Source organism: Delftia sp. WSY_10 (assembly GCF_043104705.1).
Taxonomy (GTDB): Bacteria; Pseudomonadota; Gammaproteobacteria; order Burkholderiales; family Burkholderiaceae_C; genus Comamonas; species Comamonas tsuruhatensis.
Genome location: NZ_JBICKY010000021.1, coordinates 218,674 through 231,178 on the forward strand (window position 1 = coordinate 218,674; position 12,505 = coordinate 231,178).

Annotated in this window: 10 protein-coding genes and 11 tRNA genes; all 21 read left to right on the top strand. The window is 66.4% G+C overall.

The features are described from left to right. Positions 1 to 32: 32 nt before the first annotated feature. The 21 genes from ACF8ML_RS12075 to ACF8ML_RS12175 all read left to right on the top strand — a co-directional run bounded on the left by ACF8ML_RS12075 (position 33) and on the right by ACF8ML_RS12175 (position 12,490). Positions 33 to 108, top strand: a tRNA-Ala gene (locus ACF8ML_RS12075). 38 nt (positions 109 to 146) lie between these two features. Next, positions 147 to 222: transfer RNA gene (locus ACF8ML_RS12080), tRNA-Glu, on the top strand. A 44-nt stretch (positions 223 to 266) separates the two neighbouring features. After that, positions 267 to 343 (top strand) — tRNA-Asp (locus ACF8ML_RS12085). Positions 344 to 414: 71 nt separating this feature from the next. Continuing rightward, a tRNA-Glu gene (locus ACF8ML_RS12090) sits at positions 415 to 490 on the top strand. 44 nt (positions 491 to 534) lie between these two features. Next, positions 535 to 611 (top strand) — tRNA-Asp (locus ACF8ML_RS12095). A gap of 13 nt (positions 612 to 624) precedes the next feature. Continuing rightward, positions 625 to 700, top strand: a tRNA-Ala gene (locus tag ACF8ML_RS12100). A gap of 39 nt (positions 701 to 739) precedes the next feature. After that, positions 740 to 815, top strand: a tRNA-Glu gene (locus ACF8ML_RS12105). A 44-nt stretch (positions 816 to 859) separates the two neighbouring features. Further along, a tRNA-Asp gene (locus ACF8ML_RS12110) sits at positions 860 to 936 on the top strand. Positions 937 to 1,214: 278 nt separating this feature from the next. Next, the gene (locus ACF8ML_RS12115; RefSeq protein WP_017407525.1) at positions 1,215 to 1,583 is read left to right on the top strand and encodes a hypothetical protein; all 369 of its coding nucleotides are present in this window, start codon (positions 1,215 to 1,217) and stop codon (positions 1,581 to 1,583) included. A 226-nt stretch (positions 1,584 to 1,809) separates the two neighbouring features. After that, positions 1,810 to 3,264: a TolC family protein gene (locus ACF8ML_RS12120; RefSeq protein ID WP_392408076.1), complete on the top strand. Its 1,455-nt coding sequence runs from the start codon at positions 1,810 to 1,812 to the stop codon at positions 3,262 to 3,264. Between the two features lie 41 nt (positions 3,265 to 3,305). Then, the gene (locus ACF8ML_RS12125; protein ID WP_016450795.1) at positions 3,306 to 4,523 is read left to right on the top strand and encodes an efflux RND transporter periplasmic adaptor subunit; all 1,218 of its coding nucleotides are present in this window, start codon (positions 3,306 to 3,308) and stop codon (positions 4,521 to 4,523) included. 4 nt (positions 4,524 to 4,527) lie between these two features. Continuing rightward, positions 4,528 to 7,617: an efflux RND transporter permease subunit gene (locus ACF8ML_RS12130; RefSeq protein ID WP_016450796.1), complete on the top strand. Its 3,090-nt coding sequence runs from the start codon at positions 4,528 to 4,530 to the stop codon at positions 7,615 to 7,617. Positions 7,618 to 7,633: 16 nt separating this feature from the next. Continuing rightward, a complete protein-coding gene (locus tag ACF8ML_RS12135; protein WP_016450797.1) occupies positions 7,634 to 7,969 on the top strand; it encodes a P-II family nitrogen regulator in 336 nt (111 codons plus the stop codon). 126 nt (positions 7,970 to 8,095) lie between these two features. After that, positions 8,096 to 8,171 (top strand) — tRNA-Ala (locus tag ACF8ML_RS12140). Between the two features lie 38 nt (positions 8,172 to 8,209). Next, a tRNA-Glu gene (locus ACF8ML_RS12145) sits at positions 8,210 to 8,285 on the top strand. Between the two features lie 44 nt (positions 8,286 to 8,329). Next, positions 8,330 to 8,406: transfer RNA gene (locus tag ACF8ML_RS12150), tRNA-Asp, on the top strand. Positions 8,407 to 9,125: 719 nt separating this feature from the next. Further along, entirely contained in the window at positions 9,126 to 9,650 is a 525-nt protein-coding gene (locus ACF8ML_RS12155) for a sigma-70 family RNA polymerase sigma factor (RefSeq protein WP_392408078.1), read from the top strand. A 150-nt stretch (positions 9,651 to 9,800) separates the two neighbouring features. Next, positions 9,801 to 10,088 carry an MbtH family protein gene (locus tag ACF8ML_RS12160; protein ID WP_392408079.1) on the top strand — a complete coding sequence of 96 codons (288 nt, stop codon included), beginning with the start codon at positions 9,801 to 9,803 and terminating at the stop codon, positions 10,086 to 10,088. 5 nt (positions 10,089 to 10,093) lie between these two features. Continuing rightward, positions 10,094 to 10,837 carry a thioesterase II family protein gene (locus tag ACF8ML_RS12165; RefSeq protein ID WP_034363656.1) on the top strand — a complete coding sequence of 248 codons (744 nt, stop codon included), beginning with the start codon at positions 10,094 to 10,096 and terminating at the stop codon, positions 10,835 to 10,837. Then, the gene (locus ACF8ML_RS12170) at positions 10,815 to 11,504 is read left to right on the top strand and encodes a 4'-phosphopantetheinyl transferase family protein (protein ID WP_392408080.1); all 690 of its coding nucleotides are present in this window, start codon (positions 10,815 to 10,817) and stop codon (positions 11,502 to 11,504) included. Before ACF8ML_RS12165 ends, ACF8ML_RS12170 begins: the two co-directional genes overlap by 23 nt. Next, complete coding sequence (locus ACF8ML_RS12175) at positions 11,501 to 12,490, top strand: TauD/TfdA family dioxygenase (protein ID WP_016450666.1); 990 nt, start codon at positions 11,501 to 11,503, stop codon at positions 12,488 to 12,490. The genes ACF8ML_RS12170 and ACF8ML_RS12175 overlap by 4 nt, the downstream gene beginning before the upstream one ends. Positions 12,491 to 12,505: the final 15 nt, after the last annotated feature.

Below are 12,505 nucleotides of genomic sequence, written 5' to 3' on the forward strand. Positions count from 1 at the left end.
CAACTAACAAGAAGCAGCGATTGCAGCATGAAGGGGGTATAGCTCAGCTGGGAGAGCGCTTGCATGGCATGCAAGAGGTCATCGGTTCGATCCCGTTTACCTCCACCAAAATTGAGACTTGAGTTTGTAACGCAAGTTCTAGGATTGACCCTATCGTCTAGAGGCCTAGGACATCACCCTTTCACGGTGAGTACCGGGGTTCGAATCCCCGTAGGGTCGCCAAGTTTGCAGCACTTGGCTCGAAAGAGCGCAAAAGCTGTCTGCCAGGAGTGGTAGTTCAGTTGGTTAGAATACCGGCCTGTCACGCCGGGGGTCGCGGGTTCGAGTCCCGTCCACTCCGCCAAAATTTGTCGCTTGGTATGTAAGCGCCTTTGAAACACGAAGGCGCTTTTTTATCGGCGGATCACAGGCTGTGACCCTATCGTCTAGAGGCCTAGGACATCACCCTTTCACGGTGAGTACCGGGGTTCGAATCCCCGTAGGGTCGCCAAGTTTGCAGCACTTGGCTCGCAAGAGCACAAAAGCTGTCTGCCAGGAGTGGTAGTTCAGTTGGTTAGAATACCGGCCTGTCACGCCGGGGGTCGCGGGTTCGAGTCCCGTCCACTCCGCCAGTATCGGATTCTTGGGGGTATAGCTCAGCTGGGAGAGCGCTTGCATGGCATGCAAGAGGTCATCGGTTCGATCCCGTTTACCTCCACCAAAAATCGAGACTTGAGTTTGTAACGCAAGTTCTAGGATTGACCCTATCGTCTAGAGGCCTAGGACATCACCCTTTCACGGTGAGTACCGGGGTTCGAATCCCCGTAGGGTCGCCAAGTTTGCAGCACTTGGCTCGAAAGAGCGCAAAAGTTGCCTGCCAGGAGTGGTAGTTCAGTTGGTTAGAATACCGGCCTGTCACGCCGGGGGTCGCGGGTTCGAGTCCCGTCCACTCCGCCAGATTCCTTGTGCAGACCCTCGTGTTTGCGCAGACAAGAAGCCACCGTAAGGTGGCTTTTTTGTTTCTGGTTGTTGCGGTTTTTGGTGTGACTTCTTCACATGGAAAGCCTTTGTGCACAAAACACGATCTATTGCCCAGATTTTTTAAGGGCAAACCCGGAACTTTCCCTCAACATTCGTAACAATAGACGGTGTCCTGTTTGCAGGGCGTCCATCTTTCACCGACTCGTCTGCCCCGCTCCATGCGCCTTGCGCCATCGTTTGTCTTTTCGTTGCTGATGCTGCTGTCCATTTTCTGCGGGCAGGTGGCAGCTTCGGCATCTTCCGATGGACTGGAAGGCGATGGCCTGCTGGCGCACCATCCCGTCGTGACCATCGATGAGGAATTCCTCGAGGAACTCGCGGAAGTGGAGGAAGACGACGAGACCGAGTTTGCCGAGCTGACGGCACACAGCGGCAACAAGCGCCAGCTGCTGGCCCTGCTGGCCTGCGGCGAGGACCGTTCCGCCGAGATGTACTGGCCGCCCGAGCCCATCGCCGTGCAGGTGGTGTCGCTGTGGGCCCCGCCTTCGACCTATTCCCAGGCGCACCTGTCGCCCGCCCCGGGCCAGCTGCTGCGCCCTCCAAGACCTTCCCTGCTCGGCTGACCGCATATTGCGGCGCAGGCATGCCTTGTGCCCCTTGCGCCCCTTGTCGGCTGACGCATCCCACTGCCTGATCACTGCTCGTGCGCGCCTTGCTGGCGTGCACGCCATGCCGTCGTCCGCGCGCTGACTGCGCACGGCGCGGCCATGCCCGTTCCCGCGTGGTCCGCAGGGAAGGGCCCATCTCTTACTCAACCCCTCGACTGTCGCTTTGCGGCAGATGCATGCCATGGTGAATCCAACGGTATTGGCGGGAATGGCCCCCGCCCGTTTTCCATCCTGTTCGCGCAAGGTCCTGCAAGGCGCGATCTGCAGCCTGCTGGTGGGCTGGGGTGCTGGCGCTTCGGCGCAGTCCCACCCCCCTGGCAAGCCCCAGGCGTCCCAGGCGCCCCTGACGCAGGCGGCTCCGGCCGCCGCCGAGGCCGCCGAGGCCGCGGCGTCCCGTACGCCGATCGTGCCGAAGGCCGGTTCGGCCGCAGAGGCGCCTTCGGTGGCTTCGGCCGCCGCACAGCGCCTGCCCCAGCTGAGCCTGAACGAGGTCGTTCGCGCCGTGCTGGACCACAACCCCGATCTGCGCGCTGTCGAGCAGTCCCGGACCACGGCGCGCGCAGGCGTGGTCAGCGCCTCGGCGCTGCCCAATCCCAAGCTCGAATGGAACCAGGGCCGCAACAGCGCCCGCGTTCCGGGCGCGGCAGCCGGCACGGTGCAGGGCTGGGCCGTGGCCTTGCCCATCGAGAACCCCGCCGTGCGAGGTGCGCGCGTGGAGGCCGCGAGGGCAGGCGAGCAGGGCTCGGTGCACTTCGTGGCGACCACGCGCAATGCGCTGGTGGCCCAGGTGCGGCTGCGCGCCTACGAGATGGTGCTGCGCGAGGCGGAGGTCGAGGCCGCCAAGGAGGCGGTGCGCCTTCTGGAGCAGGCCCATGAGCGCGTCCGCGTCCGCGTGGACAGCGGCGAGGCGGCCCGCTACGAAATCATCAAGGCCGATGCCGAAATCATCCAGGCGCGCCAGCAGGAGCAGACTGCGCGGCTGCGTGCCGAGCAGGCGCAGCTGGCGCTGGGCCGCCTGGCCGCAGGCCAGCTGCCCGTGCGCTTCCGCCTGGATGTGTCGCTGGAGGATCCGCTGCGCATCGAGGACATGGGCGAGATCGATCCCATGGAGCATCCCGAACTGCGCCAGCTCAAGGCGGAGGTCGAGCGTGCCCAGGCGCGGCTTGACGGTGCCAAGGCCTCGCGCTGGCCGGGCGTGGAGCTGCGCTACGGCCAGACGCGCGAGCCCGACGTGCGCCTGAACACGGTGGGCGTGAGCATCCAGATCCCCTTGCTCGACCAGCACCGCGGCCCGATCGACGAGGCGGCCTCCGAGCTGGAGCGCGCGCGTCTGCAGCTGGAAGGCCGGCAGATCGAGCTGCGCCAGCAGACGCTGCAGGCCTGGAAGGAGCTGGAGATGGCACGACTGCGCACCCAGGCACTGAGCCAGGGTTCGGTGCGCGAGGCCGAGTCGGCCCTGCGCGTGGCCGAGGCCGCCTACCGCTTCGGCGAGCGCGGCATTCTCGATGTGCTCGATGCGCAGCGCGTGCTGCGCTCCATCCGTGCAGACCTGCTCGACGCGCGCTACCAGCTGCAGGCGGCGCGCATACAGCTCGAATACCTGGCGGGCCGCTACGACGATCCGTCCGCGCCGTGAAGCGCGCCGTCCCTGCCTCACACCCGAAATCAGAAACGAACATGTCCTTGAATATGCATCCGCAACCCATCGCCGCCCGCGCAGGCAGCAGCACCTTGGTGAACTCCCTGGCCCTGGCCGGCCTGCTGGCCGCAACGCTGGCGCTGAGCGCCTGCGGCAAGAACGAAGAGGCCGAAGCCAAGGCGGCGCCCGCAGCGGCCGCTGCGCAGGAGCAGGACCCGATGGAGGTCCGCGTGACCGCCGAGATGGCGCCCAACTTCGCCGTCAAGCCCGTGGCGCAGGCGCAGATCGCGTTGCTGCAGGAGGTGTCCGGCCGCATCGAGGCCAATGAGCGCCAGGTCACCCGCATTGGCGCGGCCGCCACGGGACGCGTGACCGAAGTGCTGGTCGAAGTGGGCGACCGCGTGCGCGCGGGCCAGGTGCTGGCCCGCGTGGCCAGCCCCGAGCTGACCACCGCCCAGCTGGCCTATCTGCGTGCACACTCCGCCGCCACGCTGGCCGAGCGCGGCGTGGAGCGCGCGCGCCAGCTGATAGCCGCCGACGTCATCGGCTCGGCCGAGCTGCAGCGCCGCGAGTCCGAGCTGTCGATTGCGCGCGCCGAGCAGCGCGCTGCCGGCGACCAGTTGCGCCTGATCGGCATTCCCGACAGCGCCATCGCCCAGCTGCGCGACAAGGGCACGCTGCAGTCGCATGCGGCCGTGCTGTCCACAGGGGCCGGCGTGGTGATCGAGCGCAAGGTCAGCTCCGGCCAGGTGACCCAGCCCGGCGATCCGCTGTTCACCGTGGCCGACCTGAGCAGCGTCTGGGTGGTGGGCGCGATCCCCGAGCAGATGGCCAGCGGCGTGCGTGCCGGCCAGGCCGTGGAGATCGCCGTGCCCGCCCTGGGCGAGCGCGTGCTGTCCGGCCAAATCGTGCATGTGGGCGACACCGTCACGCCCGAGACCCGCACCGTCACCATCCGCACCCAGGTGGACAACCCCGAGCGCGACCTCAAGCCCCAGATGCTGGCCACCATGCGCATCCAGGGCGAGGTGCGCCAGCTGCTGGCCGTGCCGGCCGAGGCCGTGGTGCGCGAGAACGACCGCGACCATGTCTTCGTCAAGAAGGGCGAGAACCACTACCGCCTCACGCCCGTCGAGCTGGGCACCGCCAGCGGCGGCATGCGCCCCGTGAACAAGGGCGTGGCCGATGGCACGGTCATCGTCACCACGGGTGCCTTCCACCTGAACAACGAGCGCAAGCGCGCAGAGCTGGAGTAAGCCCATGATCGCTTCCATGATCCGGGCCGCACTGAGCCAGCGGCTCATCGTAATCGTGCTCTCGCTGGTGCTGTGCGGCTTCGGCCTGCGCGCCGCCATGAACCTGTCGGTGGATGCCTTTCCTGACGTGACCAACGTCCAGGTCCAGGTGGCCACCGAGGCGCCAGGCCGTTCGCCCGAGGAAATCGAGCGCTTCGTGACCGTGCCGCTGGAAATCGCCATGACCGGCATGCCGGGCCTGGTGGAGATGCGCTCGCTCAACAAGAGCGGCCTGTCCATCATCACCCTGGTCTTCACCGATGCCACCGACGTGTACTTTGCACGCCAGCTCGTCACCGAGCGGCTGATGGAGGTCACGCCGCGCATGCCCGCAGGCATCATCCCCGTGCTGGGGCCGGTGTCCACGGGCCTGGGCGAGGTCTACCAGTACACGCTGGACCATCCCGACGACGGCAAGCGGGCCCTCACGCCCGAGGAGCTGACCGAGCGCCGCACCATCCAGGACTGGGTGGCGCGCCCGCTGCTGCGCTCCATTCCCGGCGTGGCCGAAATCAACTCGCAGGGCGGCTACGTCAAGCAGTACCAGGTGGAGGTCGATCCCGGCCGGCTGCGCCACTACGGCCTGTCCGTGCGCCATGTGGTCCAGGCCATCGCCGACAACAACGCCAATGCCAGCGGCGGCATCCTGCCCCAGGTCACCGAGCAGTACCTGATCCGCGCCGTGGGCCTGGTCCAGTCGCTGGATGACATCGGCAACATCGTTCTCAAGCAGGAAGGCGGCGTGCCGGTCTTCGTGCGCGATGTGGCCGAGGTCCAGCTGGGCCAGGAAGTGCGCCAGGGCGCCATCATCAAGGGCGGCTATACCGAAGGCGTCTCCGGCATCGTGCTGATGATGCGCGGCGGCAATGCCAAGGAGGTGGTCACCCGCGTGAAGGAGCGCGTGCAGGAGATCAACTCCAAGGGCATGCTCCCCGGCGGCCTGCAGATCGTTCCCTACTACGACCGTACCGACCTGGTCGACTCGGCGCTGTGGACCGTGGGCAAGGTGCTGATCGAGGGCATCCTGCTCGTGGTCGTGGTGCTCTTCATCTTCCTGGGTGACGTGCGCTCCAGCCTGATCGTGGTGGCCACGCTGATCATCACGCCGCTGACCACCTTCATCATGATGAACCGCTGGGGCATCTCGGCCAACCTCATGTCGCTGGGGGGGCTGGCGATCGCCATCGGCCTCATGGTCGATGCCACCGTGGTGGTGGTGGAGAACGTGTTCCACAAGCTCGGCCAGGCCGGCGACAGCATGGGCGCACGCGTGCGCACCGTGCTGTCGGCCACCACCGAGGTGGCCACGCCCACCATCTTCGGCATCGCCATCATCATCCTGGTGTTCCTGCCGCTGATGACGCTGCAAGGCATCGAAGGCAAGATGTTCGGCCCGCTGGCGCTGACCATCGCGATCTCGCTGGCCGTCTCGCTGGCCGTGTCGCTGTTCCTGTCGCCCGTGCTGTGCTCGTACTTCCTCAAGGGCGGCGCGGACCATGACACGCGCCTGATCGCCTTCCTCAAGCGCCACTACCTGCGCCTGCTGGACCTGGCCACCGCGCGCAACCGCGCCACGCTGGCCGTGGCCGTGGCGCTGCTGCTGGGCTCGCTGGGACTGTTCCCGCTGCTGGGCAAGTCCTTCATGCCCACCATGAAGGAGGGGGCGCTGACGCCGCAGATCAACCGCGTGCCCAGCATCTCGCTGGACGAGTCCATCCGCATGGAAATGGCGGCGATGAAGTCCGTGGCCGAAGTGCCCGGCGTGCTCAGCGTGGTCTCCAAGCTCGGACGCGGCGAATCGCCGGCCGATCCCGCAGGCCCCAACGAGTCCGACCCCATCGTGCTGCTGGACCCCGAGTCCGACCGCACCCAGGACGAGATCGACGAAGACATCCGCCAGCGCCTGTCCTCGATCCCGGGCGTGCAGATCGTGCTGTCCCAGCCGATCTCCGAGCGCGTGGACGAAATGGTCACGGGCGTGCGCTCGCAACTGGCCATCAAGGTCTTCGGCGACGAGCTGAGCGAGCTGCGCGACGTGTCCGAGCAGGTCGCACGCATCCTCAAGAGCGTGCCGGGCAGCACGGACATCCGCGTCGAGCGCCTCTCAGGCCAGCAGGCTCTGACCGTGGATATCGACCGCAAGGCGATCGCCCGCCACGGCCTGAACGTCACCGACGTGCAGGGCGTGATCGAGTCGGCCATCGGCGGCAAGGAAGTGACCACGGTCTACGAGGGCGAGCGCCGCTACAACGTGGTGGTTCGCTTCCCCGAGCCGTTCCGCGGCTCGCCCGCCGCCATCGGCGCCACCTTGCTGACCACGGCCACGGGCGCCCAGGTGCCGCTGAGCAGCGTGGCCCGCATCGAGCTGGTGGACGGCCCCGCGCAGATCAGCCGCGAAGGCGGCAAGCGCCGCGTGGTGGTGGGAGCCAACGTGGAAGGGCGCGACCTGGGCGGCTTCGTGACCGAAGTGCAGCAGCGCATCGACAGTGAAGTGCAGTTGCCCGATGGCTACTACTTCAAGTACGGTGGCCAGTTCGAGAACATGGAGCGCGCCATGGGCACGCTGCAGATCATCGTGCCGCTGACCATCGTGGCCATCTTCTTCCTGCTGTTCCTGCTGTTCAACTCGGTCAAGCTGGCCGGGCTGATCATCCTGGTGCTGCCCTTCGCCTCCATCGGGGGACTGATAGGCCTGTTCGTCACGGGCGAATACGTGAGCGTGCCGGCTTCGGTGGGCTTCATCGCGCTGTGGGGCATTGCGGTGCTCAACGGCGTGGTGCTGGTCTCCTGCATCCGCAAGCTGCGCGAAGATGGCATGAACGTGGCCGAGGCCGTGCGCGAAGGCTGCGTGCAGCGCTTCCGCCCCGTGATGATGACGGCCACCGTCGCGCTGCTGGGCCTGGTGCCCTTCCTGTTCGCCACCGGCCCCGGCTCGGAGGTGCAACGCCCGCTGGCCATCGTGGTGATCGGTGGCCTGATCTCGTCCACCCTGCTCACGCTGGTGGTGTTGCCGACCCTGTACCGCTGGTTTGACGAAAAACCGCTGGAAGCCTGATGAAGGAGACACTGCAATGACCATGAAGGAAATCCGGGCCATCGTGCGCCCCAGCCGCCTGGAGCGCCTGCGCGACGCGCTGCGCGCCATTCCCAACTTCCCCGGCGTGACGCTGTTCCGTGCCGAGGGCTTCACGGCCCCGGCGGCCATCGACAAGCGCAGCGTGAAGGAGGAGTTGACCGACTTTTCCGACAAGATCATGGTCTGCGTGCTGGCCGAGGCATCCATGGTCGAGCCCATCCGCGCGGCCATCACCTCGGCCTGTCACTCGGGCCAGGTCGGCGACGGCCTGGTCTGGGTGGTGGACATCGCCGAGATCCACCGCATACGCGATGGGCAAAGCCTGGCCTGACCCGGGCTGCAGCAGGGCGCCGGAATGCAGGGCGACATAAAAAAGTCATGCATTCCGGAATTGCCCCAAAAACGCTGTGCTACAATTTTTGAATCGCAGCAACGAAGCAGTGCAACGTTGCAGCAAGGGGGTATAGCTCAGCTGGGAGAGCGCTTGCATGGCATGCAAGAGGTCATCGGTTCGATCCCGTTTACCTCCACCAAAAATTGAGACTTGAGTATTTACGCAAGTTCTAGGATTGACCCTATCGTCTAGAGGCCTAGGACATCACCCTTTCACGGTGAGTACCGGGGTTCGAATCCCCGTAGGGTCGCCAAGTTTGCAGCACTTGGCTCGCAAGAGCGCAAAAGTTGCCTGCCAGGAGTGGTAGTTCAGTTGGTTAGAATACCGGCCTGTCACGCCGGGGGTCGCGGGTTCGAGTCCCGTCCACTCCGCCAGATTCCTTGTGCAAACCGCAGCGTTTGCGCAGACAAGAAGCCACCGCAAGGTGGCTTTTTTTCGTCTGCAGTTTCGCTGCGGGCCGCGTCTCGATGGGGCCTGCCCAGTGCGATGGCAGGGGCCTGCGCTGCAGGCAGTTCCTGCTTCCATCCCGATGTATCGGGCATCACCAGTCCGTCATGATCCAGGCCCATCATCCACGGCGAGGGAAAGCCATGGTGATGCGATGCGCCATAGGCGATGCCTGCCGATTTTCCACAGCCGATAGCCGTGTCTCCGTTTGCACTGGCGGGACGTCTTCCAGGCAGGTGTGAGCAGCCATTCCAGGCCCGGTCCTGTCGCCGGAACTTGTAATGCTTCTCATTTCAATGTTGGAAAACGTCAAAGGAGCGCCACTGCATGCCATGGTCCCGGTTCAAGTTTCAGCACGTCTGCAAGGCAGCACAGCCCTTGCCGATCCTGTTGCAGGACGCATGGATCCGGCGAGGGCGGCCGCCGCCCTGAGGCCGTCACGAGGCCGATCTAGGCCTGCCTCCCAAGTCACGCCGATGCGCATCGGCGCGCACTGATGCCCTGCGGTCAGCGGTTGTGCCGCCGCTTGCCGCCTGTGCCGAGGCCCGCTCCGCCCTATTGCACGGGCGGCACGCCGGCCGTCCATCGACCTGCGGTCGACATTTCCCCTTGATGTTCTTGCCTAGCTTGCGAGAGGAACTGCATCGTGTCCTTGAATCACACACATTCTTCGCTGGAAGAGGTCTTCATTGCTTCGCGTGGACAGTTGGTGAGGGTCGCGCGAAGAATTCTCAGGAATCCCGAACTGGCCGACGAGGCCGTGCAGGACACCTATCTGCGCGTTGCCGAGATGCGCAGCGATGCCGAGATCGCCAAGCCCGCCGCCTACTGGACGCGCGCCGTCTGCAACATGGCGCTGGACTACCTGCGCCGCCAGGAGCGCGAGAACACCTACCGCACCCACGGCGTGAATGTGGAGACGCTGGAGATACCGGACGGCCGCTCGCCCGAGCGCAGCCTGTTCGAGTCCCAGGCCATACGCCTGATCGACCAGGCCCTGGACGAGGTGCCGCCCAAGACCCGCGAGACCTTCGAGCTGTACCGCATCAAGGGCCTCACCCAGCGCCAGATCGCCGAGCACATGGAGTGCGCGCTGGGCCTGGTGAATGCCAGGATTGCCGACGCCTGCAAGGCCATCCATGTCCACCGCTCGCTGCTGGACCACCATTGAACGGTGCAGCCCCGCGCACGACCCGGAACCGGCGCGCACGCGGCGTGAACAGTTTCGGGTTTGGAACGTCATGTTCAACAGAGGCGCAGTACCGGATCGCCGCGATCCGGAACTGGCTTCGCCGATGTTCAACTGCACAAGGACGCCTGCATGTCTACAAGCTGCTTCGACCGCGAAGACGAAACCTTCATCGTTCTGGTCAACCACGAGGAACAGTATTCCATCTGGCCGCACTGGAAGGCCGTGCCCGGCGGCTGGACCGCCGTGGAGGGCGTGAAGGGCGACAAGAAAACCGTGCTTGAGTACGTGGACGCCACCTGGACCGACATGCGGCCCAAGTCGCTGCGCGTGTGGATGCAGCAGCAGGAGCAGGCGGGCTCCGGCGCCGCGCTGCACAAGGCCGATACCGATACCGATACCGAAACCGCAGCGGGCTGACGCGCATGCACGCGCCGCTGACCCTGCTGTGCCTGCCGTGCGCAGGCGCCAGCGCCACCATGTACCTGCGCTGGCGCAGGCTGCTGCCCCACTGGATCCGCATTGCGCCCGTGGAGCTGCCGGGGCGGGGCAGCCGGCTGGGCGAGCCTGCGGTCGAGGACTTCGGGCAGCTGGTCTCGCTGCTGTGCGCCGAGCAGCGCCAGGCCATGCGCGGCCGCTTTGCGCTGCTGGGCCACAGCATGGGCGCGCTGCTGGCCTTCGGCATGGCGCGGCAGTTGCGCGAGCAAGGCAGGGAGCTGCCGCTGGCCCTGGTTGCCTCGGGCAGCCCGGCACCGGCCTGCCGTGATCCCGAGCGCTTTGCGGGCAAGGGCGACGATGCGGCGCTGATTGCCGATCTGCGCAGGCAGGGCGGCACGCCCGAAGAGGTGTTTGCCAGCCCCGAGCTCATGCGCATCACGCTGGATGTGCTGGGGTCCGACTACCGCGTCTGCGAGAGCTTCGGCCATGTGCCCGCTGCGGGCCTGCCGCTGCCGGTGCACGTCTTTGCGGGGCGGCAGGACGACATCGAGGCGCCCCGCGTCCAGGCCTGGTCGCAGGAGGCCGCCGGGGCCTTCACGCTGGACTGGTTCGAGGGCGGGCATTTCTTCATCAGGCAGCGCGAAGGCGATGTGCTGGCCGTGCTGGCGCAGCGCCTGGCCGGGTCCCAGTCACTCCAGGGGGAAATCCATGCAGCTCGTGTCCGTGCGTGAGGCCATGAGCCAGGGCATCGAGGTCTTCAGGCTGGACCTGGACCTGTCGGCCGAACTGAGCGACAGCCTGCCGTACCTGACCCCCGAGGAGCGCGGTCGCGCCGCGCGCTTCGTGCGGGCCGCCGACCGGCTGCGCTTCGCACAGACGCGCGCTGCCACGCGGCGGCTGCTGGGGCGCAGGCTGGGCTGCTGCCCGGCCGATGTGCCGCTGGCCATCGGCACGCACGGCAAGCCCTTCGTGGATGACGAGCCGCACAGGGCGCCTGTGTTCAACGTCTCGCATTCGGGCGGCCATGCGCTGATCGCGCTGGCCGATCCCGGTGGCGTGCTGCACCTGGGCGTGGACATAGAGCAGCACAAGCCCGACCTCGATGCCGAGGTCATGCTCGACGCCGTCTGCACCGACCAGGAACGCGCCAGCGTGCGCCGTGCGCCTGATCGGCTGGCGGCCTTCTACCAGCGCTGGGTGGGCAAGGAGGCCGTGCTCAAGGCCATCGGCATTGGCGTGGCCGAGCACCTGCGCTCCATCGGCATCAGCCCGGGAGGGGACGGACGGCTGGCCATCGCCTGCGCGGTCCCCGACTGGAATGGTTTTCAAGCGATGGCGCTGCCAGCGCCGCCGGGCTACGCGGCAGCTCTTGCGTGGCGCACCAAGGAATCGACATGAACGAAACCCTCCAGCGCTTCGAGCGCAAGGCCCCCGCGGGCTCGCTGCTTCCCCAGCTCATCACGCCCGCCCAGCCGGGCCAGGACCTGCTGGCCGCGCTGCCGCCGCTGCGTCGCGACATCGACGAAGCCCTGCTGACCACGGGCGGCGTGCTGCTGCGCGGCTTTGGCGTGCCCGATGTGGAGACCTTCCAGCGCTTTGCCTCGGCCTTCGGCCATCCGCTGCTCAAGTACGAATTCGCCTCCACGCCGCGCAGCGCGGTCGAGGCCTCCAGCGGCGCGGGCGTCTACACCTCCACCGAATACCCGGCCCACCAGAGCATTCCGCTGCACAACGAGCAGGCCTACACGCGCGAGTGGCCCATGAAGATCTGGTTCCACTGCGTCACCGCATCGCCCGAGGGCGGCGAGACGCCGATTGCCGACAGCCGTGCGGTCTACCGCCGCATTCCGGCGCGCATCCGCGAGCTGTTCGAGCCCGGAATTCTGTACGTGCGCAACTTCGGCGAGATGGACGTGCCCTGGCAGAAGGTCTTCAACACCGAAAGCCGCGCCGAGGTCGAGGCCTTCTGCCGCCATGCGCGCATGGACTGGGAGTGGAAGGAAGACGACGGCCTGCGCACGCGCCAGCTCTGCCAGGCCATGGAAAGCCACCCCGTCACGGGCGAAATGGTCTGGTTCAACCAGGCCCACCTGTTCCACATCTCGGCGCGCGAGCCCGAGGAGCGCGAGGTGCTGGAGGAGGTCTACGGCATCGAGAACCTGCCGCGCAACACCTTCTTTGCCGACGGCTCCACCATCGGCGACGACATCTTCGCCGAGGTGCGCGCCGCGCTGGACGCCGAGACCGTCAGCTTCCCCTGGGAGCAGGGCGACGTGCTGATGCTGGACAACATGCTCGTGGCCCATGCCCGCTCGCCCTTCAAGGGGCCGCGCAAGGTCATCGTCGCCATGGCCGAGCCGCGCAGCAATCTGGACCGTTTCTGAGAACCCGGGAGGCAG